General features: G+C 67.0%; 16 protein-coding genes and 1 tRNA gene. 9 read left to right on the top strand and 8 right to left on the bottom strand.

All coding sequences use genetic code 11. The features are described from left to right. Positions 1 to 23 precede the first annotated feature (23 nt). Positions 24 to 1,652, bottom strand: coding sequence for an alpha,alpha-trehalase TreA (treA, locus tag ABE434_RS16405; RefSeq protein WP_346479582.1), 1,629 nt, complete (start codon positions 1,650 to 1,652; stop codon positions 24 to 26). Between the two features lie 162 nt (positions 1,653 to 1,814). Between treA and ABE434_RS16400 the strand changes: the two genes are divergently transcribed. Beyond that, positions 1,815 to 1,890, top strand: a tRNA-Thr gene (locus ABE434_RS16400). A 62-nt stretch (positions 1,891 to 1,952) separates the two neighbouring features. Here the strand turns inward: ABE434_RS16400 and ABE434_RS16395 are convergent. The 6 genes from ABE434_RS16395 to ABE434_RS16370 form a co-directional block, all read right to left on the bottom strand. Further along, positions 1,953 to 5,030, bottom strand: a complete 3,078-nt coding sequence (locus ABE434_RS16395) for an efflux RND transporter permease subunit (protein ID WP_346479581.1) — start codon at positions 5,028 to 5,030, stop codon at positions 1,953 to 1,955. Then, on the bottom strand, positions 5,027 to 6,127 hold the full coding sequence (locus tag ABE434_RS16390; RefSeq protein WP_176990048.1) for an efflux RND transporter periplasmic adaptor subunit: 1,101 nt from the start codon (positions 6,125 to 6,127) through the stop codon (positions 5,027 to 5,029). Before ABE434_RS16390 ends, ABE434_RS16395 begins: the two co-directional genes overlap by 4 nt. Before the next feature lie 48 nt (positions 6,128 to 6,175). After that, complete coding sequence (locus ABE434_RS16385; protein ID WP_346479580.1) at positions 6,176 to 6,808, bottom strand: TetR/AcrR family transcriptional regulator C-terminal domain-containing protein; 633 nt, start codon at positions 6,806 to 6,808, stop codon at positions 6,176 to 6,178. 77 nt (positions 6,809 to 6,885) lie between these two features. Beyond that, positions 6,886 to 8,220: a sensor domain-containing diguanylate cyclase gene (locus tag ABE434_RS16380; protein ID WP_346479579.1), complete on the bottom strand. Its 1,335-nt coding sequence runs from the start codon at positions 8,218 to 8,220 to the stop codon at positions 6,886 to 6,888. Beyond that, positions 8,217 to 9,023, bottom strand: a complete 807-nt coding sequence (locus ABE434_RS16375; RefSeq protein ID WP_346479578.1) for an alpha/beta hydrolase — start codon at positions 9,021 to 9,023, stop codon at positions 8,217 to 8,219. Before ABE434_RS16375 ends, ABE434_RS16380 begins: the two co-directional genes overlap by 4 nt. Before the next feature lie 35 nt (positions 9,024 to 9,058). Beyond that, positions 9,059 to 9,391, bottom strand: coding sequence for a hypothetical protein (locus ABE434_RS16370; protein ID WP_346479593.1), 333 nt, complete (start codon positions 9,389 to 9,391; stop codon positions 9,059 to 9,061). 70 nt (positions 9,392 to 9,461) lie between these two features. On the opposite strand from ABE434_RS16370, the gene ABE434_RS16365 reads away from it, so the two are divergent. The 5 genes from ABE434_RS16365 to cyoD all read left to right on the top strand — a co-directional run bounded on the left by ABE434_RS16365 (position 9,462) and on the right by cyoD (position 14,860). Then, positions 9,462 to 10,466: a 2-hydroxyacid dehydrogenase gene (locus ABE434_RS16365; RefSeq protein ID WP_346479577.1), complete on the top strand. Its 1,005-nt coding sequence runs from the start codon at positions 9,462 to 9,464 to the stop codon at positions 10,464 to 10,466. Positions 10,467 to 10,789: 323 nt separating this feature from the next. Further along, positions 10,790 to 11,866, top strand: coding sequence for a ubiquinol oxidase subunit II (gene cyoA, locus ABE434_RS16360; RefSeq protein WP_176990043.1), 1,077 nt, complete (start codon positions 10,790 to 10,792; stop codon positions 11,864 to 11,866). A gap of 8 nt (positions 11,867 to 11,874) precedes the next feature. Next, positions 11,875 to 13,872 carry a cytochrome o ubiquinol oxidase subunit I gene (gene cyoB, locus ABE434_RS16355; RefSeq protein WP_176990137.1) on the top strand — a complete coding sequence of 666 codons (1,998 nt, stop codon included), beginning with the start codon at positions 11,875 to 11,877 and terminating at the stop codon, positions 13,870 to 13,872. Then, positions 13,869 to 14,510: a cytochrome o ubiquinol oxidase subunit III gene (gene cyoC, locus ABE434_RS16350; protein WP_046272182.1), complete on the top strand. Its 642-nt coding sequence runs from the start codon at positions 13,869 to 13,871 to the stop codon at positions 14,508 to 14,510. The genes cyoB and cyoC overlap by 4 nt, the downstream gene beginning before the upstream one ends. Next, positions 14,510 to 14,860, top strand: a complete 351-nt coding sequence (gene cyoD / locus ABE434_RS16345; RefSeq protein WP_121043457.1) for a cytochrome o ubiquinol oxidase subunit IV — start codon at positions 14,510 to 14,512, stop codon at positions 14,858 to 14,860. The genes cyoC and cyoD overlap by 1 nt, the downstream gene beginning before the upstream one ends. Positions 14,861 to 14,944: 84 nt before the next feature. Here the strand turns inward: cyoD and ABE434_RS16340 are convergent, their stop codons facing one another. Next, positions 14,945 to 17,008 (bottom strand): EAL domain-containing protein, encoded by a 2,064-nt coding sequence (locus ABE434_RS16340; RefSeq protein WP_346479576.1) that lies wholly within the window; start codon positions 17,006 to 17,008, stop codon positions 14,945 to 14,947. A 148-nt stretch (positions 17,009 to 17,156) separates the two neighbouring features. On the opposite strand from ABE434_RS16340, the gene radA reads away from it, so the two are divergent. From radA to ABE434_RS16325, 3 genes are all read left to right on the top strand, one after another. After that, positions 17,157 to 18,536 (top strand): DNA repair protein RadA, encoded by a 1,380-nt coding sequence (radA, locus tag ABE434_RS16335; RefSeq protein WP_346479575.1) that lies wholly within the window; start codon positions 17,157 to 17,159, stop codon positions 18,534 to 18,536. Positions 18,537 to 18,757: 221 nt separating this feature from the next. Then, entirely contained in the window at positions 18,758 to 20,617 is a 1,860-nt protein-coding gene (locus ABE434_RS16330; protein WP_346479574.1) for an ATP-binding protein, read from the top strand. Between the two features lie 35 nt (positions 20,618 to 20,652). Beyond that, complete coding sequence (locus ABE434_RS16325) at positions 20,653 to 22,959, top strand: hypothetical protein (protein ID WP_346479573.1); 2,307 nt, start codon at positions 20,653 to 20,655, stop codon at positions 22,957 to 22,959. The last annotated feature ends 46 nt before the right edge of the window (positions 22,960 to 23,005 follow it).

Genomic DNA, 23,005 nt, shown 5'->3' with positions numbered 1-23,005 from the left:
CCCGCGCCGCGGCGGCCGCTGGATCAGTCCGCGGCCTCCACATCCTGCGCGCTGTCGCAGACCCGCTTCGGCGCACACAGCCGATCCAGCAGCGCCAACGTAACCCCGTTGCTCCAGCCGAACCCATCCTGCAGCGGGTATTCGCCGCCACCGCCGCCCGTGGCCGAGCCGTCGACCACATACTTTTCCACCAGCTTGCCCTCGCGGTCATACACCGTCTGCACGGTGCGCAGGAAGCGCACGCCGATCCGGCGGGCGAGGGTGTCCTGCCCATGCCGCTGCAGCCCGTCCACCGCGACCCACTGCAGCGGCGCCCAGCCGTTGGGGGCATCCCATTGCTGGCCGGTTGCCACGGTGGTGGTCAGCAAGCCGCCGTCGCGCAGCAACTGTGTCTCCACCGCCTGCGCGGTACGGCGCGCCTGCGCGCGGCCGGCGACGTCCAGCCACAAGGGAAACAACGCCGCCGCGGTCAGGGCGGGGCGGGTCTGGCCGCGCTCCAGATCGCGGTCCACGTACCAGCCGTGCTCATCATCCCAGAGCAGTTGGTTGATGGCGTGCTGACGTGCCTTCGCCAGCTGGGCGAAGGTGCGCGCAGCGGCGCGATCACCGGTTGCTTTGCTGGCGCGGGCCACGGTCGTTTCCAGATGGAACAGCAGGCTGTTCAGATCTACCGGCACGATCGCCGTGGTGTGGATGCTCGCCAATGCAGACGGCTCGGTGAGCCAGCGCGAGCTGAAATCCCAGCCCGACTCCGCGCCGGCGCGCAGGTCGCGATACACCTGCGAGGGCGCGCGCTGTGGCGCCTGCGCGGCGGTGGCCAGATCGTCCATCCAGGACTCGGTGCGCGGCACGGCGCGGTCGTCCCAGTAGCGGTTGAGTAGTTGGCCATCCGCCAGCCGGACCACCCGCTCGCGCGCCTCGCCCGGTGCCAGCGTTTCCGCGCCGCGCATCCAGAATGCATGCTCGATGCGCAGCTGTGGAAGATAGCGACGGTAGGCCGCATCGCCCTCATGCGTGGCGAGCAGATCCACCATCAGGCTGAAGAAGGGCGGCTGCGAACGGCTCAGGTAGTAGCTGCGGTTGCCGTTGGGAATGTGGCCGTAGCTGTCGAGCTGGGACGCGAAGTTGTCCACCATGTCGCGGACCTGCTGCCAGCGGCCACTGGAGGCCAGCCCGAGCAGAGTGAAATAGCTGTCCCAGTAATACACCTCGCGGAAGCGTCCACCGGGCACCACGTAGGGCCTGGGTAGCGGCAGCAGCGAGCCGTGTGGATCCACGGTGCCGGTGGTGCGGGTCAACACCGGCCACAGACCCTCGATATGCGCACGCAGCGTCTCCCCGGCAGGTGGCACGTACGGCGGGGCGTCGCCGGGCACGGTGAAGTGCTCGGAGACGAAACCGGCGAGGTCGAACCCGGGCTGCGTCCTGGCGCGCTGCCACTGGGTCAGGACGGTCGCCGCCGGCTGGCGGGGTACCGCATCGGCGAAGGTCTTCTGGTCCTTGAACAGGTGCGCGCCCTGGACCTGCTGGAACAGGGGTTGCCACTGCTGGTCCGGTGTCTGTGGCGTCGGTGTCGTGTCGCGTGCCAGCGCAGTGGCACTCAGCAGAAGGGACGAGAGCAGCAGGCCGGCCAGGCGGGGACAGGGGCGCATGGGATGCCTCCGGAAGTGGGGGATTCACTGTAGAAGCTGGTGCGTCAAGGGCTGGTGCGGCAGGAGCAGGTCTTGCCGGGCCTTTGGGCGCGCGGGCCGTTCCACGGTGAGCGCTTCCCTGATTGACCAAAGTGGTCCAGACCCCCTAGAATTCACGACCTCGCCGGAATAGCTCAGTTGGTAGAGCGGCGCATTCGTAATGCGTAGGTCGTAGGTTCGATTCCTATTTCCGGCACCAGATACAGCAAAAAGCCCCGGCCTTGGCCGGGGCTTTTTGTTTGGGCGGCGTGGCGGGTCAGCTCACTCCGCACCGCCGACAGCCGGATGCGACGACCGCCGCCGGAACTTCCGCGACAGCCAGTCGCCCGCATCATCGACCACAGTGAAAGCGGCCGGAATCACGATCAGGCTGAGCAGCGTCGAGGTGATCAGGCCGCCGATCACGGCGATCGCCATCGGTGCACGGAAGCTGGAGTCACCGGCAAAGCCCAGCGCGATCGGCATCATGCCCGCGCCCATCGCCAGGGTGGTCATGATGATCGGCTGTGCGCGCTTGCGGCAGGCATCGATCAGCGCATCGTGCTGGCTCATGCCGTGTTCGTCTTCGGCCATCACCGCGTAGTCCACCAGCAGGATGGAGTTCTTGGTGGCGATGCCGATCAGCATCAGCAGGCCGATCAGCGCCGGCAGTGAGAGCATGTTCTGGGTGATCAGCAGCGCGCCGAACGCACCGCCGGCGCACAGCGGCACCGCGGCAAGGATGGTGATCGGCATCAGGGCGTGGTTGAACAGCAGCAACAGCACCATGTAGATGCAGATCAACCCTGCCGCCATCGCCAGCATGAAGCCGATGAACAGTTCGACGAACACTTCCGCATCGCCGGTATTGAGGAAGGTCACGCCCGGCGGCAGCTGCTTGACGCTCGGCAGGGCCTGCACCTCGGTCATCACATCGCCCAGCGGGCGGCCGTTGAGCTCGGCGGTGAGAGTCACGTTGCGCTGGCGCTGGTAGCGCGAAATCTGCGACGGGCCGCTGCCCTGCTGGATGTCGGCGACGGCCGCCAACGGAACCGGGCCATTGCGGCCGGGCACGCGCAACTGGCTGATCAGGCCCGGATTGGCCAGCGTGGCTTCGGCAAAGCCGACCCGGATCGGCACCTGGCGGTCGGGCAGGTTGAGCTTGGCCAGGCGCTGCTCGTAATCGCCCGCCGTGGCGATGCGGGCGGCCTCGGCGATATCGGCGGTGGCCACACCCAGGTCCGCGGCGCGGGCGGGGTTCGGCACGATCTGCAGTTCCGGGCGCAGCAGCGAGGCAGTGGAGGTCACGCTGCCCAGGCCCTGGATGCCACGCAGGTCGCGCTCCAGCGCGGTGGCGGCATCCTGCAGGCGCTGCGGGTCGTCACCGGAGAGCACCAGCTGCAGCAGGTTGCCCGGCTCGGAGCTGACATAGCTGACGCGCACGCCGGGCAGGTCGGCCAGGCGCTGGCGGGCCTCGCGCTCCAGCACGCGCTGGTCGCGCTCACGCGTGTCGGTGGTGCCCCAGTCGAGCACGAGGGTGGCCTTGCGCGGCTCACCGACGCCGGTTGCGCTGGGGTCGCCCAGGTCGAGCACGGCGCCGACCGCGGTGTAGACCTGCTTGAGTTCGGGCATGTCCTTGAGCAGCGCACGCGCGTGCTCGGCGACGGCCACGGTTTCCTGCAGGCGCGTGCCCGGCGGCAGTTCGAGGTTGAGGTTGCTGCGGCCCAGATCGGACTGCGGGATGAAGGTGGCCGGGATGAACGGCACCAGCGCCAGCGACGCGACGAACAACCCGGTGGCGAGCCACAGCGTGCGGCCGCGATGGCGCAGCGCGGCGTCCACCCAGCCCAGGTACCAGGTCATCAGCTTCGATTCCGGCTTCTCCTCGCCATGCGGCTTGAGCAGGTAGGCGGCCATCATCGGCGTGAGCAGGCGCGCCACCAGCAGCGAGAACAGCACGGCGGTGGCGGCGGTCCAGCCGAACTCGCGGAAGAACTTGCCGGCGATGCCGGGCATGAAGGCCACCGGCACGAATACGGCGGCCAGGGTGAGCGAGGTGGCGATCACCGCGTTGCCGATCTCGCCGGCCGCCTCGCGCGCGGCTTCCAGCGGTGGCTTGCCCATGCGCAGGTGGCGCACGATGTTCTCGATCTCCACGATCGCATCGTCCACCAGGATGCCGACCACCACGGACAGCGCCAGCAGCGTGATGATGTTGAGGGTGAAGCCGAAGAAGTACATCACCGCGAACGTCGGGATGATCGACAGCGGCAGCGCCAGCGCGGACACCCACGTCGCCCGCCAGTCGCGCAGGAACAGCCACACCACCAGCAGCGCCAGCAACGCGCCTTCCCAGAGCATGGTCATCGAGGAATCGTAGGAGCGGTGCGTCTCATCGATCGCCGTGGTGACCAGGCGGAAGTCGATGCCCGGATGCTCTGCCTTGATCTTGTCCAGTGCGTCATGCACGCCGGCTTCGACCTTGACCTCGCTGGAGCCGCGGGTGCGCGACATCGAGAAGGCCACCACGCCCTTGCCGTCCAGCAGGGCCGCTTCGGTCGGGTCGGCGGCGCCGTCGGTCACCGTGGCCAGCGTGGACAGCCGCACCGCGCGCCCGTCCGGCAGCGCGATCGAGTAGTCGCGCAGCGCCTGTGCGTCACCGACGGTGCCCAGCGTGCGGATGGTCTGCTGCGCGCCCTCGACTTCGGTCTTGCCGCCGGCGCGCTCCACCTGGATGCGGGCCAGCTGCTGCGATACATCGCCGGCGGTGATGCCCATCGCGATCAGGGCATTGGGATCCAGATCCACCCGCACCTGGCGCTGCACGCCGCCCACGCGGGTGACACGCGCGACACCGGGCACGCCGTACATCGCACGCGAGATGTCGCGGTCGACGAACCAGCTGGCCTCATCGGTGGTCATGTGCGGTGCGACCAGCGCATAGGTCATCAGCGAGCCGCCGATATCGACCTTGGAGATCACCGGCTCCTGGATGTCCTGCGGCAGGTCGGTGCGGATGCGGGTGACCGCATCGCGGGTATCGTCCAGCGCGGTGGCCAGGTCGGCCTCCAGCTGGAATTCGATGGTGGTGGTGCTGATGCCTTCGCTGACCGAGGACATCACGCGCTTGACGTTGTTGACCGTCGCCACCGAGTCCTCGACCTTGCGGGTCACTTCGGCTTCCAGCTGGCTCGGCGAGGCGCCGGGCTGGGTGACAGTGACCGTGGTCATCGGGAAGGCGATGTCCGGGAAGCGCGCCACCGGCAGCTGATGGAACCCCCACAGGCCGGCCACGCACAGCACGAAGAAGATCAGCAGCGCAGGCAACGGGCGTTTGATCGCCCAGGCAGAGATGTTCATCGTGCGGCGGCCTTGGTCGCGGCCACTACGCGCACGCGGTCGCCCTCGCCGAGGAAGCCGGAACCATCCACCACGACCTGGTCACCGGCCTTCAGACCTTCCAGGATCGCGGTGCGGCCCTGCACGGCCTGGCCGGTGCTGACCCGGTGGCGGGTGGCCTGCTGCTTGTCGTTCACGGTGAACACGTAGTTGTGGCCGTCGCGCTGCACGATCGCCGCGGTCGGGATGGTCAGCACCGGGCCGTCGCCGGTGACGATGCGGCCATCCACGTAGATGCCCTGCTTGAGCGGGCCGGGCGTCGGCAGGTCGGCGTAGATCGTGCCGGTGCGGGTCTGCCCATCGACACCCGGGGTGACCGCGCGGATGCGGCCGCTGACCACCTGGCCGGCATACGGCAGCTCTACGGTGTTGCCTACCGCCACATCGGCCAGCTGGTTTTCCGGCAGTTCCGCGCGCCACTCCAGGCGGCCATCGCGGATCAGGCGCAGCAGCTCGGTTCCGGCGGAGACCACCTGGCCCGGCTGCACCAGGCGCTTGGAGATCAGGCCGTCGGCCGGTGCGCGCAGGTCGGCGAAGTCGCGGCGCAACTTGGCCGCATCGCGCGCGGCGCGTGCGGTGGAGGTCTGCGCTTCGGCATTGATGCGCGAGGCGCGCAGTTCGTCCAGGCTGCTTTCGCTGATCAGCTGCTGCGCGGCCAGCTTGGCGCTGCGCTCGTAGTTCATCCGCGCCAGTTCCTGCGAGGCCTGCGCCTGCCGCAGCGAGGCGTCGGCCTGCGCCAGCTCGCTGTCCAGAGTGCGATGGTCCACCTGCAGCAGCACTTGGCCCTGCTTGACCCATTGGCCCACGTCCACCAGCAGCGCGGTCACCCGCTGGCCGCTGATCTCCACGCCCAGCTGCATTTCCTCGTAGGCGGTCACCGGCCCGGAGACCAGCACCGTGCGCGCCATGGTCTGCTGCTGCGCGGGCGCCAGCGAGACCGGCAGCGCCGAACTGGCGGCCGTGGCGTCGGCCGACGCCTTGTCGTCCTTGCCGCCACACGCGGACAGCAGCGCGGCGACCAGGATCAGGGAAATACTGCGGAAGGAGGGTGCACGCATTGAGTGGCTTTCCGGGTCGGAACAGCGGGAGAAAAAGGAGTGGGGGAATCAGGATCCGCGGGACAGGCGCAGTGCGATGCCGTCCAGCATCAGGCCCAGCCCCTGCTCGAAGCGGGCGTCGAAATCGACTTCGCTCCACACATCACGGGCCTGCCAGCAATGCGGGAAGCGCGCTTCGGCCAGGGCCATGAACGCCTCGCCCAGCGCCTCCATGCTGCCGTCGCCGGGCCAGGACTGCTCCTCGATGACGAAGCCCATCGTGTAATACACCAGGTCCATCGAGGTGGTCGCGGCGAAGCGTGCCGAGGCGCCCGCCCCGATCAGCGCGGCGATGCTCGCCTCACCCACCCGCAGCACGTTCTCGGTGGCCAGGAAGGTGCCGGCATAGACCCGCGCACCATCGCGGCGTGCCTTGAACGCCAGGCGGAACTCGCGCCCGATCTGCAGCAGGGTCTGCCGCCATGGCTGCCCGACGGGAATGTCACGGGCGACGTCGCAGATCATGGCATCGGCCATGGCATCGATCAGCGCCTGTTTGCTCTTGAAGTGCCAGTACAGCGACGGCGCGCGGATGCCCAGCGAGCAGGCGACTTTGCGCAGGGTGATCCCCTCCAGGCCGGCCTCGTCGAGGATCCGGAAGGCCGCCTCGACGATGTTTTCCCGCGCGATGGGTTGACGCACTGCTGGTCCTGCCTAACGATGTTAGGCGGCGAATCTAACAGTGTTAGGCTGGCGCGGACAAGTGCCGCCCGCGTGCCTCAGGGGGCGAACAGGTCCGGCCGCAGTTCGGCCATCCGGACCCGATTCCGCCCGCTGGTCTTGGCCTCATACAGCGCCTCATCCGCGCGGGAGATCAGCTCTTCCAGCAGTTTCTGGTCGCTGCCCGGCAACGCCTCGCCGATCGCGCCGCCGACGCTGACGGAGACAGCGATACGTTCGCTGCCCACCAGGATGGGTTCGGCGGCGACCGCGCTGCGCAGTCGCTCGGCGGCGGCGGGAATCTCATCCACGGCGGAGGCGGCCAGCAGCGCGATGAATTCCTCGCCACCGAAACGGGCGAACAGATCGCGCTCCCGCAGGGCATCCCGGCAACGCCTGGCGACCACTTTGAGGACTTCATCGCCGACCGGATGGCCGTAGGTATCGTTGATCTTCTTGAAGTGATCCACGTCCACCATCAGCACCGCGACCGCACGGCCGTTCGCCTCACGGGCGGCGATGATCTGCGCAGAGCATTCCTCGAAATGACGGCGATTGGGCACGCCGGTCAAGGGATCGGAGGAGGCGAGGCGGCGCAGTTCCGCCGCCATCAGCAGATCGGCGGTGACGTCGGTGAACAGCCAGATGCGCCCGTGTGCGCCGTTGCCGCGTACCCGGTGGGTATCCACCTCGAAGGTCCGTTCGCCCAGCGTCCAGTTCTGCTTCGCGGCGAACTGATCGTTGTTCATCTGGGCGCTGTAGGCCAGCTCCAGCTCGGCATGGTTGTCGCAGCGCTGGCGCAGGGCGCGCATCGGGCCGGCCACGTCCGCCGCGCGGTGATTGCCCGCGGCGCACCCCAGCAGCTCCGCAGCGTGCTCGTTGACGGCGGCGCCCACGCCATCGCCATCGATCAGGACGATGCCCGCCGGCACGCTTTCAAACAGATCGAGGAATTGATTGCGGACGATCGCGCCGCGTGCGGCCTCCCGCCGCGCGGACAGCAGGCGGGCCACGCTCGTCGCCAGCAGCGGCACCTGCGCCTTCAGCGCTGCAGGTGCAGGGGCGCTTCGCCACAGCAGCAGCAGGCCACTCAGCGGCGCCCCGTGCGACGGGGCCGGGACGTAGAGCAGGTGGGTGGGGAGGCCTTCCAGTGCATGGATGATCGCCGTCGGCAGCCGGAACCCCGTTGCGTCGACGGCTTCACCGCTCCAGGTGTGTTCGAGGAGACCGCTGCGCGTCAGGTTGAAGCTCGACGAGGGCAGCGCCGGGGCCGCGACCGCCCATGTCGCCCTGCCACCGGCGTCCACTTCCACTGCCATCACCAGGTCGGCGTGGGAGGCGAGGCGGGCGAACTGGCACAGCGCGGCCAGGGCGTCACTGTCGGACGTCGTCACAACGCGGTGCCTGCCAGTCGCTGTTCGAGAATGCGCATGACGTCATCGGGCGCGGTCATGTGCGGAAGATGACCCGAGGCATCGATCACATCCAGGGTGGCGCCCTCGATCGCGTTGGCCAGCCAGTGGCCGACCGCGACCGGTACCGCCACGTCGTGTGCGGTCTGGATGAGGTGGACCGGCCTTGAGACCCGCGCGGCCAGGCTGCGCAGATCGGAGGTGAAAATCGTGCGCGATGTATTGAGTGCGATATCCGGGCGCATCTGGAACAGGGTATTGGAGAAATCGGCGACGACCGCGCTGTCCTCCACGCCGACGACCATCGGGGCGAAGCCGGCGATCCAGGCCTGGTAGTTGGCGCGCATGCTGTCGAACAACTGGTCCAGGTCCTGCGGCTTGAAGCCGCCGGTGTACCCGTCATCGTCGAGATAACGCGGCGATGCGCCGATGATGACCAGCCGCTCGAACAGGTCCGGCCGCGCGACGGCAGCCGCCGCGCCGATCATGCCGCTCATCGAGTGGCCGATGTAGGTGCAGTCACGCACGTCCAGTTCGTCGAGGATGTCGATCAGATCGTCGGCATACCCGAACAGCGCGCCGTGTCGTTCGAAATCGTATGTCTGCGCACCGTGCGGGCCGCAGCCGGCAAGATCGAAGGAAATCACATCAAAGCGCGCTTCACACCAGGGACGCAGTGCGTTCCATGCGGTCTGATCGGTACCAAAGCCGTGTGACAGGATCGCGACGTCCTTGCCCGCGCCGCTACGGCGCCCGTTGAACCGCTCAAAACTCTCCACGCACATCCACCCATGGCGTCCGGCAAGTGCCGAATACTAGGTCACGCGCGCGTGCGGGTCCAACGCGCGCCATTGCCGAAGACCAGTTGCCGCAGATAGCCGCCGATGAAACCTGCGAGCGCACCAAGCAGTAAACGGGCGGCGACGCGGGCGATACGGCTGGCATGCAGCCGCACCCACGGCAACAGTGTCATCGCCTGCGCACCGATCAGCAGGAGCAGTACATCCAGCCCCAGCGCATCCACCACGGGCAGCAGTGGCACCAGCAGTGGGTTGCAGGCCATCAGGGTCACGATCGCGGCAGTAAGCGCGAACAGGGCGCGCCGGCCCATCGGCGTGGCGGTCCAGCGGAGCAGGCGGGCAGTCAGGGACACGGCGGTCTCCAGGCAGTTGGCCGGAGTGTACTGCGGTATCGTCATGCTCGAACTCCCGGGAATCCGCCTCATGAAGATCGCAGTATTCAGCGCCCGCCCGTATGACCAGCGGTTTCTCGAGGAAGCCAATCAACGCCGCGGGGCAGGGCAGTCCTTCGAGTTTCTGTATTTCGACGCCGCGCTGGAGGTACATACCGCGGCACTGGCGCAGGACTGCGAAGCGGTCTGCGTATTCGTGAATGATCGGCTGGATGCGCCGGTGCTGCAGGCGCTGCATGCACTGGGCGTGCGCGCGGTGCTGCTGCGTTGTGCAGGCTTCAATAATGTCGACCTGGCCGCCGCCGGCCAGCTGGGCCTGTTCGTAGCGCGCGTGCCCGCCTATTCGCCCGAGGCCGTGGCCGAACATGCGCTGGCGCTGGTGATGACGCTCAACCGGCACACCCACCGCGCCTACAACCGGGTGCGCGAGGGCAACTTCATGCTCGATGGCCTGCTGGGCCGCACCCTGCACGGCAAAACCGTGGGCATCGTGGGGACCGGCAAGATCGGGCTGGCGACCGCCCGCATCTTCAAGGGCATGGGCTGCACCGTACTGGGCCACGATCCGTATCCGTCGCCCGCGTTCGCCGCCATCGGCGCGTCGGTCGCGCTGGACGAGCTGCTCGCGCGATCGGATGTCGTCTCGCTGCACTGTCCGCTGACGCCGGACACCCATCATCTGATCGACGACGCGTCACTTGCCCGGATGAAACCCGGGGCGATGCTGGTCAATACCTCGCGGGGTGGGCTGGTGGATACCCATGCGGTGATCCGCGCGCTGAAGTCCCGCCGCCTGGGGCACCTGGCCATCGACGTCTATGAGCAGGAGAGCGGGCTGTTCTTCCAGGACTGGTCCGGCGAGATCATCGACGATGACGCGTTCCAGCGCCTGATGACCTTCCCCAATGTGCTGGTGACCGGGCACCAGGGCTTCTTCACGGTGGAGGCGCTGCAGGAGATCTCGGAGATCACGCTGGGCAACCTGGCCGACTTCGTCAGGGGGGCGGACTGCGCGAACCGGGTGCTGGCCCCCTGAGCGCCGCCGCCGATGACGCCGACCGCCGGTGCGTGTACGGTGGCCACCCGGACCCGGACCTGACCCGTTCATGTCTATACAAGGGGCCGGAAGGTTGCCGAATCGGGTCATTGCCCGGCACTGCGACAACGTGTCGCAGCCTAAAACAGGCCTTTCCTGCGCTGGATCATTGTCAATGCCTTTCTTAAATGATGCGTGACGGCCTAAAATTAGAAGGCTGACATGATCGTCCTTCGTGCCTGTCCCCTTGGACCGGCACCACCGGCTTTGGCTGGGACGGAGGCGGGCTTGAACTGGCATTCCCTACGCAATTGGATCGACCGATGATTCCGTTGAAACCCCTTGGACGCTTCCTGCGTCCGGGCCTGCTGTTTGCGTTGTCCGTGTTCCTGACGGGCTGCAACTCGGCCATCCTCAACCCCAAGGGCCAGATCGGCCACGACGAGAAGACCCTGCTGATCACGGCCACCGTGCTCATGCTGCTGGTTGTCGTGCCGGTCATCATCATGACCCTCACCTTCGCGTGGAAGTACCGTGCGACCAACACCAAGGCCCGTTACGAGCCGAAGTGGTCGCATTCCACGGCCATCGAAGTGGTGGTCTGGTCGATCCCGTGCATGATCGTGCTGGTGCTGGCCGTGCTGACCTGGCGTTCCTCGCACGCGCTGGATCCGTACCGTCCGCTGGACTCGGACAAGAAGCCGGTGGTGATCGAAGCCATCTCGCTGGACTGGAAGTGGCTCTTCATCTATCCGGAAGAGAACATCGCCACCGTCAACGAGATCACCTTCCCGGTCGATACCCCGCTGAACTTCAAGATCACGTCCGATTCGGTGATGAATGCATTCTTCATCCCGCACCTGGGCAGCATGATCTACTCGATGACGGCCATGGAGACCAAACTCCACCTGATCGCCAACGAGACCGGTGAGTTCCCGGGCATGTCCTCGCACTACAGCGGCGCGGGCTTCAGCAAGATGCATTTCTCCGCGCACTCGGTGACCGAGGCGGAGTACCAACAGTGGCTGACCAAGGTGCGTGCCGAAAGCGCGACCCTGGACAAGACCGCCTTCGCTGCGCTGGTCGCCGAGAAGAACCACGACTGGCACCCGGTGACCTATTACGGCACCACCGAGGCCGGCCTGTTCGACTGGGTCATCGCCAAGCACATGGGCGACAACCAGCACTACGGCATGAAGCACGACCACAAGGCAATGAAGCATGACGGCGCCGAGGGCGAAAGCCATGAAGGCCACGACATGCAGGCCATGAGCGGAGCCCACGACGACGCTGCGAAGCTGCCGGTCCATGCCGACCAGCCCGCTGCCGCGGACGCCGCACACACTGCAGACGAGCACGCCGCAGCCGGCCACGCCGGTCACGACGGCTCGGGAGAATGACCATGAATCTGTTGGGTAAACTGACCTTTGCCGACATCCCGCACGATCCGATCATCATCACCACGCTGATCGGCGCGGGGATCGGTGGCCTGCTCGTGCTGGCCCTGATCACCAAGTTCAAGCTGTGGGGCTATCTCTGGAAAGAGTGGTTCACCTCGGTGGATCACAAGAAGATCGGCGTGATGTACCTCATCGTCGCCTTCGTCATGCTGCTGCGCGGCTTCGCCGACGCGATCATGATGCGCATCCAGCAGGCGATGGCCGCCGGCGGCAACGAGGGCGTGCTGCCCCCGCATCACTACGATCAGATCTTCACCGCCCACGGCGTGATCATGATCTTCTTCGTGGCGATGCCGCTGATCACCGGCCTGATGAACGTCGTCGTGCCGCTGCAGATCGGCGCACGCGACGTCGCCTTCCCGTTCGTCAACTCGCTCAGCTTCTGGCTGTTCGTGGCGGGCGCGGGCCTGGTGATGATCTCGCTGGGTGTCGGTGAGTTCGCGCAGACCGGCTGGTTGGCCTTCCCGCCGTTGTCAGGCAAGGAATACAGTCCAGGGGTAGGTGTCGATTACTACATCTGGGGCCTGCAGGTAGCAGGCCTGGGTACCACGCTGAGCGGCATCAACTTCTTCATCACCATTCTGAAGATGCGCACGCCCGGCATGAAGCTGATGCAGATGCCGATCTTCACCTGGACCGCGCTGGTCACCAACGTGCTGATCATCGCCGCCTTCCCGGTGCTGACGATCACCCTGGTGCTGCTGACCCTGGACCGTTACCTCGGCACGCACTTCTTCACCAATGACGGTGGCGGCAACGCCATGCTGTACATCAACCTGATCTGGATCTGGGGTCACCCGGAAGTCTATATCCTGGTCCTGCCGGCCTTCGGCGTGTTCTCCGAGGTCATCGCCACGTTCTCGCGCAAGGCGCTGTTCGGTTACAAGGGCATGGTCTACGCGACGGCCTGCATCGGCGTGCTGTCGTTCCTGGTCTGGCTGCACCACTTCTTCACCATGGGCTCGGGTGCCAACGTCAATGCCTTCTTCGGCATCACGACGATGATCATCTCGATCCCGACCGGCGTGAAGATCTTCAACTGGCTGTTCACCATGTTCCGCGGTCGCGTGCAGTTCACGACCCCGGTGCTGTGGACGATCGGGTTCATGGTCACCTTCACCATCGGCGGCATGACCGGCGTGATGCTGGCGATCCCGGCCATCGACTTCGTGCTGCACAACAGCCTGTTCCTGATCGCCCACTTCCACAACGTCATCATCGGCGGCGTGGTGTTCGGCATGTTCGCCGGCATCACCTACTGGTGGCCGAAGATGTTCGGTTTCCGCCTCAACGAAACCTGGGGCAAGCGCGCGTTCTGGTGCTGGTTCATCGGCTTCTATGTCGCGTTCATGCCGCTCTACATCCTGGGCTTCATGGGCATGACCCGCCGCATGCAGAGCTACCCGAACCTGGAATACCAGCCGCTGCTGATCATCGCCATGTGCGGTGCCTTCATCATCGGCGCCGGCATCCTGTGCCAGATCATCCAGATCGCCGTGTCGATCCGCGACCGCAAGAAGACCGCCGACCTGACCGGCGATCCGTGGGACGCCCGTACGCTGGAGTGGGAAACCTCTTCGCCGCCGTCGTTCTACAACTTCGGCTCGCTGCCGCGCGTCAACGAACTGGACGAGTTCTGGGAGCGCAAGCAGCGTGGTGAGGCATGGGAACGCCCGGCCAAGTACACCGACATCCACATGCCGCGCAACACCGGCACCGGTGTGGTGATCGGCGCCTTCAGCCTGGTGTTCGGCTTCGCGATGATCTGGCACATCTGGTGGCTGGCGATCGTGGGCCTGGTCGGCATGATCGGCACCTTCATCTGGCGCACCTTCGACAAGGACGTGGATTACTACGTGCCGGCCGCGGAAGTGGAGCGGATCGAGAATGAGCACCGTCGCCACCTGGTGGCGCAGGGCCTGGTGAAATCGGAGCTGAAGGCATGAGCACCACTATCCCCAACACCATGAACCATGGGCACGCCGCGCACGCGGCGGCCCACGGCCATGACGACCACGAGCACCACGACACCGGCGGCAATACCGTCTTCGGTTTCTGGGTGTACCTGATGAGCGATTGCCTCATCTTCGCCACGCTGTTTGCGACCTACATCGTGCTGTCCGGCGGCACCGACGGTGGCCCCGGCCCGAAGGACCTGTTCGAACTGTCCTTCGTCGCCTGGGAAACCACGCTGCTGCTGGTCTCCTCGCTGACCTTCGGCCTGGGCATGATCGCCATGCACAAGCAGAAGGTGGGCCAGATGTACGCATGGCTCGCCCTGACCTGGCTGCTGGGCTTCGGCTTCATGTGCATGGAAGTGTGGGAGTTCAACCACCTGATCCATCAGGGCTACGGTCCGGACCACAGTGCGTTCCTGTCGGCGTTCTTCGCGCTGGTCGGTACCCACGGTCTGCACGTGAGCGCGGGTCTGCTGTGGCTGCTGATCATGTTCATCCAGATCAAGCAGAACGGCCTGACCCAGACCAACAAGACCCGCATGGCGTGCCTGAGCCTGTTCTGGCACTTCCTGGATCTGATCTGGATCGGCGTGTTCTCCGTCGTCTATCTGAATGGAGCGCTGTAATGGCCGCACATGACAATCACGCACACGATCATGGCCACAGCGCTGCCGGCGAAAGCCATGGCAGCGTCAAGTCCTACCTGATCGGCTTCGTCCTGGCCGCCGTGCTGACCATCATCCCGTTCTGGGCGGTCATGCATGGCGACCTGCCGCGCTTCACCACCGGCGTCATCATCGTCGTTGCCGCGGTGCTGCAGATCCTGGTGCACCTGGTGTTCTTCCTGCACCTGGACCGCTCCTCGGAACAGCGCTGGAACGTCAGCGCGGCGGCCTTCACCGTCGTGGTGATCGGCATCATCGTCGCCGGTTCGCTGTGGGTCATGCACAACATGAACGTGCACATGATGCACTGACGTCTTTTCGACGTTGCCACACGCAGAAAGGCCGCCCTCGGGCGGCCTTTTTGTTGGGCGATGCGCTGGCGAAAGTGCCGCGTGCTATGCCGCCTTGGCCAGCCGCATGAACTCCACGGCATCGACCGGCCGCCCGAGGTGATACCCCTGCAGCTGATCGCAGCCCATGTCGCTCAGATACTGGCGCTGACCGGCGGTCTCCACGCCCTCGGCGACGATCTGCAGCTGCAGCGAGCGGCCCAGCGCGATGATCGAGGAGACGATCGCGGCGTCTTCGGCGTTGTCTTCCAGGTCGTGCACGAAGGCGCGGTCGATCTTCAGCTCGGTGGCCGGCATGCGCTTGAGGTAGAGCAGGCTGGAGTAGCCGGTGCCGAAATCATCGATGGAGATGTTCACGCCCATCGCGGTCAGTCCGTGCAGGATCAGCAGGCTGGCTTCCACGTCACGCATCGCGGTGGTCTCGGTGACCTCCAGGGTCAGCCGCTTCGGGTCCAGCCCATGCTTGTCCAGCGTGCGCTGCACGGTCTCAAGCAGCGTGCTGGAGCCGAACTGCAGCGGCGACAGATTCACCGCCATGGTCCAGTCCGGGTGCCCGGCATCGTGCCAGTGGCGCAGCTGCGCACAGGCCTGGTCGAGGACCCAGTCGCCGATGGAGAGGATCAATCCGCTGCGCTCGGCGATCGGGATGAACGCATCCGGCGAGAGCAGGCCCAGCTCGGGGTGCTGCCAGCGCACCAGTGCTTCGGCGCCGATCAGCGACTTCCCGTTGGCCTGGAACTTGGGCTGGTAGTGCAGCACCAGCTCGCTGCGGCTGACCGCCTTGCGCAGCTCCTGCAGCAGTTTCAGCTGGCGGTTGGCGCTCACGTTGAGCGACTGGGTGAAGAAGGTATAGCCGTTCCGACCCGAGTCCTTGGTGTGGTACATCGCCGCATCGGCGTGCGCCATCAGGTCGCGCTCGGTGCTGGCATCGGCGGGGTACAGCGCGATGCCGAGGCTGGCGCTGACCTGCAGTTCCAGTGCGTCGATCTCGAAGGGCTCGGCCACGCTGGCGATGATGCGTTCGGCGACCACGGCCGCGTCCTCGGGATCCTCCACCTGGAACACGATGACGAACTCGTCCCCGCCCAGGCGTGCGAAGGTGTCCTGCGCGCGCAGCAGCGCGGTGATCCGTTCGCTGACCTGGATCAGCAGCTGGTCGCCGAGCTGATGGCCGTAGGCATCGTTGATCGCCTTGAATCCATCGAGGTCGCAGAACATCACCGCGAAGCTGAACTGCCGGCGCTGTGCCTTTTCGATGGCCTGTTCGATCCGGTCCTGCAGCAACATGCGGTTGGGCAGCTGGGTCAGCGGGTCGTGCAGGGCGGCCTGCATCAGCTTTTCGTTGGCCTGGGCCAGCGAATCGGCGAGCAGGCCGGTGCGGGTACGCATCTGGCGATCGAACACCGAGGCGATCAATGCGATCCCCAGCGTGGCCAGCGTGGTGACGATCACCAGCACCGCCAGCCACTTGGTATCGATCCCCTGGCCGTACGCCGCGCCGCACAGCGCGCCTTCCGGGAAGGTGGCCGCCGCCATGCCGGTGTAGTGCATGCCGACGATCGCCAGGCCCATCACCAGCGAGGCCACGCCGCGCAGCAGGAACGGACGGCGCTGTTCCAGGCGCAGCCGGAACGCGATCCATAGCGCCGCACCGGCCGCGCCGATGGCGATCAGGATCGAGGCGGTGAACCACAGCGGGTCGTAGTCGATGCCCGGCTGCATCTCCAGCGCGGCCATGCCCAGGTAATGCATCGCCGCGATCCCCAGCCCCAGCAGCACCGCGCCGGCACACAACCGCGACCACGGCAGCTCAGCGCGCGAGACCAGCCACAGGGCATAGGCCGAGGCGCCGACCGACACCGCCAGCGAGTAGAGGGTGATCGCCAGGTCATAGCCGACCGGGATCGGCAGATCGAAGGCGAGCATGCCGATGAAGTGCATCGACCAGATGCCCAGGCCCATCGCGCCCGCGCCACCGGCCAGCCACCAGCGGGCGACCCGGCCACGGGTGCTGGCCAGGCGACCGGCCATGTCCAGCGCCGTATACGAGGCGAGGATGGCGACCAGCAGCGAGAACACGACAAGACTCTGGCTGTAGGTGCCGGTCATGGAGAAACCTGGAGAGATTGAAGGAGGGGCAGTGGCCCGCCGCAGTATCGGCACCGGGGCCGGAATCTTGAGCGCGTACGCCCGGCGTCTCGGTTGCTGCGACGCGGCTCGGCTATCCTGCCCCATCGATTCTGAAGCGGAAGTGGACATGGCCAAGCGACTCACCGCTTACGTCTGCAGTGAATGCGGCGCCGAATACAGCAAGTGGCAGGGCCAGTGCACCGAGTGCGGGGTCTGGAACACGCTCAGCGAGATCACGCTGGAAAGCGCCACGCCCGCCAAGTCCTCGCCGGCGTCGCGCCGTTCCGGCTGGGCCGGCAAGGTCGACGCGCCGAAGATCATGGCGCTCAAGGACGTGCAGCAGACCGAGCACCTGCGGGTGAGCACCGGCATCGGCGAGTTCGATCGCGTGCTCGGCGGCGGCCTGGTCGAAGGCGCGGTGGTGCTGGTCGGTGGCGATCCGGGCATCGGCAAGTCCACCCTGCTGCTGCAGGCGGTGGCGAAGATGGCCGCGACGCTGCCGGTGCTGTACATCACCGGCGAGGAGTCGCTCTCGCAGGTCGCCGGCCGCGCGGTGCGGCTGGATCTCCCGCTGGACAACGTCAATGCCCTGGCCGAAACCCAGGTCGAAGCGATCCTGCAACATGCCAGCGTGGCCAAGCCGCGGCTGATCGTGGCCGATTCGGTACAGACCCTGTGGACGGAATCGCTGACCGCGGCCCCCGGTTCGGTCAGCCAGGTGCGCGAGAGCGCGGCACGGCTGGTGCGCTTCGCGAAGGAGACCGGCACGGCCGTGTTCCTGGTCGGCCACGTGACCAAGGAGGGCGGCATCGCCGGCCCGCGCGTGCTCGAGCACATGGTCGATGCGGTGCTCTATTTCGAAGGTGAGAGCGGCAGCCGTTTCCGCCTGCTGCGCGCGTTCAAGAACCGCTTCGGCGCGGTCAACGAGCTGGGCGTGTTCGCGATGGGCGAGAAGGGGCTGAAGGAAGTCTCCAATCCCTCCGCGATCTTCCTGTCCGGTGGCAGCACCCAGCAGCCCGGCAGCTGCGTGATGGTCACCCGCGAGGGCACCCGTCCGCTGCTGGTGGAAGTGCAGGCGCTGGTGGATGCCTCGCCGCTGTCCAACCCGCGCCGGGTCGCGGTGGGCATGGAACAGAACCGGCTGGCGATGCTGCTGGCGGTGCTGCACCGCCACGGCGGGGTGCTGGTCGGTGACCAGGACGTGTTCGTCAACGTGGTCGGTGGCATCCGCGTGCAGGAGACCGCGGCCGATCTGCCGGTGCTGCTGGCGGTGTTGTCTTCGCTGCAGGACCGGCCGCTGGCCGAGAAGACGATCGCGTTCGGCGAGGTCGGCCTGTCCGGCGAGATCCGTCCGGTACCCAACGGTGAGGACCGCCTGCGCGAAGCGGCCACGCATGGCTTCAAACGCGCGATCGTGCCCAAGGCGAATGCGCCGAAGACCGGCAGCGTGAAGGGCATGGAGGTGATCGCGGTGGAGCGGCTGTCGGAGGCGATCGACGCGCTGTGAGTGGCAGGGCGCACAGCTGCAGTTCATCCGCCACCCAGTGAGGCAAGGGCACCCGGGGCTTTTGCTGCCAAGGCTGCGGGCCTTCCCGGCGCGCCGGTGAGGGCCTCGATGACGGCGCCACGACGCAGCCGCAATCACACAGGGCTGTGCTAGTTTTCCCGGCGCTTCCTCGCCCCGGCTCATTTCGACGCCGGGGCACGCACCCCGGAGAAAACGATTACATGGAAGAGACGACCCTCGACGCCGCCGGCGCCACTGAAATCCGTCGTGCCGGTGTCGATCTCAATGGGTTGATGACGGTTCTGGGCAAGCATCTGTATTCCACCCCGGTGGTCGCCCTGCGCGAACTGGTCCAGAACGCGCACGATTCCCTGGTCCGCCGCCGTCTTGAGCAACCTGAGTGGGTCGAGCCGGGGCGTATAGAAGTGCATGGCGATGCCGGCAACGGCATCGTGCGCATCATCGATACCGGCGCGGGCCTGACCCAGCGCGAGATCCACGACTACCTGGCTACCGTGGGCGTGGGCTATACCCGCGGCCTGCGCCAGGCCGGTGAGGACGATGAAGGCCTGATCGGGATGTTCGGCCTGGGCTTCCTGTCCGCCTTCGTGCTGGCACGACGGGTGACGCTGCGCACCACGTCCTACCAGACCCCGACGCTGGGGCATTGCTATGTGTCCAGCAACGCCGAGCAGTACACCGTGTCGCCGATGCCGGCGCGTGCGATCGGCACCGAAGTGCTGCTGGAGCTGCACGCGGACTTCCAGCACCTGGCCCAGGACGCGCATCTGCGCGACATCCTCGGCCGCTACTGTGCGCTGTTGGGCGAACCGATCCATATCGGCCACGACGCGCAGCCGATCAACCCCGAGCCGCCGCCGTGGCGCCCCCGCGATGGCGTGGTGCTGCACCCGCTGCAGGCGCAGCGCCGCGCGGTGGAATTCGCCGCGCGCTTCGAGCGCAACTTCGAACCCATCTGCGCCGTGCCCGTGCGTGCCGCGCCCGGCAGCGATGGCGTGGGCCTGCTGTGGGTGCAGGACGGTGCCACCTATGGCACCAGCGACAACCGCAACCTGTCCGTGTTCGTGCGCGGCATGCTGCTTGACGACGACGCGCGCGACCTGCTGCCGCCGTGGGCCGGGTTCATCGGCGGGGTGATCGAGTCCAACCGCCTCACCCCCACTGCCAGCCGCGAAGACCTGCAGCGCGACGAGGCCTACCGCTCGGTCCAGCACGCGCTGGGCGAAGCCCTGATCGAAGGCCTGGCCGAGGTGGCGCGCCAGCAGCCGGAGGCATGGCGCCGGGTCCTGGCCCGCCACAACGAAGCGCTGCTCGGCGCGGCACTGTGCGATGAGCGCCTGTTCCAGCTTCTGATGGAGCATGTGCGCCTGCCGACCTCGCAGGGCGACATGAAAGCCAGCGAGCTGCCCTCACGCGGCGCGCTGCATGTGATCCTGGACAGCGGCGGCGGCTTCGAGGAAATGTTGTTCCGGGCGATGGGCGTTCCCGTCGCGCATGGCCATCGCTACGCCGTGGTGCCGTTCCTGCGGCGCTGGGCGCAGGCCAAGGGCATGCGCCTGGTCGAGCTGGGCACCGAGCAGGGCAATCGCGCGCTGTTCAAGGCCGGCAGCCTGCCCGAGGCCGACATCGCATGGCTTCAGCAGCACCTGGGCGATGGCGAGCAGCTGCTGCCTGCGCATTTCAGCCCGATCGAGCTGCCGGTGGTGGTGGTGCCCGACCGCGAAGCCGAACTCAAGCGCCGCCTCGAAGACGATGACAACGACAAGCGCGTCTCGATGGCGGCATTGCGGCTGGCGCGCCAGTTCACCGCGCGCATCGCCACGCGCGAGGTGTCGCGCCTGTACATCAACCTGGACAACCCCGCGGTACAGGCATTGCTGGCGGCGATGCGCAGCGGCAACCCGCAGGCCGAGGCCGCTGCGCGTCTGCTGCGTTCGCTGAAGATCATCGTCAGTGCGCAGGGGCGTGCACAGGATGCCGGCACCGGCAGCGGCGATCTCAACCGCGCATTCGCCGACATCGCCGTGGCCCTGCAGCAGATGCTGCAGGCGCCGCGCTGACTCTCCCTTTCGACACAAGAGGACGCTGGGAACGCATGGATATCTGGAATTGGGTGGAAAAGCTGCAGGACGACCTGGGCGAAGCCGGGCAGCCGCAGAGTGCGCAGCTGCTGACGCGGCTCACCGACGACGTCTGCGAACTGCGCATGGACCGTGTCGATGCGCTGTTGCCCGAGGCGCGTGCGCTGGGCAAGACCCTGGGCAATCCTTGGCTGGACGTGTTTGTCGGCCACTGGGAAATGCGCAACCGGGTCGGCAACCGGGTTGAAGGCGAATCGGCACTGGGCGATGCGGTGGCGCTGTTCGAACGCGCGCATCGCGCCGATACGGCCGAATGCCCGCAGTCGATCTGCGTTACCCAGGACCTGGCCGCCTGCTACGGCAACATCGACGGTCCGGGCTGGGTGCCCGAGCGTGTGGAGGTGTGCGAAGAGACGCTGTCGCGAGTGGATCCGAGCTGGGCATGCTTCCAGTGCCTGAGCTGCGAGAAGGCCGACGCGCTGCTCGACGATGGCCGCGCCGACGAGGCGCTGACGTACCTGGACGTGCAGGCCGGCACCGTCCTGGCGCACGGTGGCACGGTGTACGACAGCTTCCCGGAAACGCGCATCAAGATCCTGCTCGCCAGCGGCCGCGCCGCCGAGGCGTTGGCACTGATCGAGCAGCGCGAAGGGGAGGTCGCTGCCGAAGGGAATTACGAACCCGCCAACTGCACCGTGCCGCGCAGGCTGTCCAAAGCCTGGGCGCTGGCACAGCTGGGCCGCGATGAAGAGGCGCTGGCCTCGCTGGTGCCGTTCGGCCAGTTGTCGCCGAACTACCGGCGCATGTGGGCGCACGTGGTCGCGCTGCTGGTGCGGGCGTCGCCGGAACGCAACAGCTGGGATCTGGGCAGCCGTCTCAACGCCACCCTGGCGCACTTTTCCGACGTCGGCGCGCACCGCTTCGTGATCGAGATCGCCGGGCTGTGCGTGGAGATGGCGCTGCAGCGCGGGGCAGGGTGGGTAGCACGTCGGCATCTGGCACTTGCCCGCCGCCATCTCGGCCAGTTGCGCCAGGACCGCGGCGCGGCCCAGCAGGTGGCGGACATGGCCGCGCGCATCGATGCCGCGCCGGCCGCGGCCGCACTCCCTGTGCCCGCCGCGGAACTGCTCGACTGGCTGGCCGCGCAGGGCGAGGCAAGCCAGTCGCGCGATCCCGAGCGCGAAGCGGAGTGGCTGCTGCAGGGCGTGGCAGAGCGGCCCGATGACGCCGCGCTGGTGGACACCGCCGCCTCGGCGCTGAGCGCCTGTGGCGCTGAGGACGATGCCATCGCGCTGCTCTGGGCATTCGTGGAGCGGCATCCGGAAGAAGATGCCCAGCCCGCGTATTCGCTGATGCGGCTGTTGACCCAGCGCGGTGATGAAGCCGGGCTGCTACGCCTGGTCCGCCACTACGAGGTGACGGTGCCGGTGTTCGCCCTCTGGTGCCAGGCGCAGCTGGCCCGGCGCCTGTCCGACTGGGCGGCACTGGAACAGGCGGTCACTGCGCTGCTGGCGCTGTCGCCAGGGTCGCACGGCGCACGTGGCATGCTTGCGTCCTCGTACCTGGTTTCCAAGCGCTTCGAGGAGGCCGCGCAGCACTACCGCCACCTCACCGAGGTACTGGAGGAACCGCGCAGCGCGCATTGGGACCACATGACCGCCGCCAGCGCCGCGCGCGACTGGCCGGCGGTGCGCCACTCGGCCGCTGCCATCGGCATGGAACTGGAGAGCACGGACGGGCCGGTGGAGGAGAATTTCGGCTGGGTCATCATCCGCTGCATGGATGGCGGCGAGCCGATCGAGTACTACGCCCGCCGTACCGGACCGGTGACCGCGCGCATCATCGAGAATGCCCCGGCCAACCGCACCCAGCGGGTGGACGACTGGGTGGTCTTCGACGCCGAACTGGTACACCCCGCGCCGGAAGACGAGGCCGAGCGCGAGCACTTCATGCCGACCTATGCCGAGGTGCATACACTGGAAAGTGGTGGCTACGCGGCAAGCTGGCTGATCGATGGCGTGGACCCGGGCGAGGCGGCGTGGAACGCTTTCACCGAGGCGGTCGAGGCGCGTGGCTGGAAGCTGTGGAAGCACAGTCGCGATGATTATCAGCTGACCGATCCGGACACCGAGGGCGGCCATCTGCCCGGCGTTCTGTTCACCCTCGCGCAGCCGCAGGACCAGCCACCGCTGGCACTGCACCGCTTCCTGGTGGAGGCCACCGCCGCGTGGACGCACCCGATGTGCTGGCTGCGCCTGGCAGAAGCCTGCAACCAGGACGGGCAGCGCCACCTGGAGGCCATCCAACGCTACGGTCTGTAAGCCCCGACGGGCCGCGTGCCGACCAACGATCGGCACGCGGTGGACG

The sequence above is a fragment of the Stenotrophomonas sp. TWI1183 genome (genome assembly GCF_039673115.1).
Taxonomy (GTDB): domain Bacteria; phylum Pseudomonadota; class Gammaproteobacteria; order Xanthomonadales; family Xanthomonadaceae; genus Stenotrophomonas; species Stenotrophomonas maltophilia_AA.
This window is presented reverse-complemented; position numbering and strand designations above follow the sequence as displayed.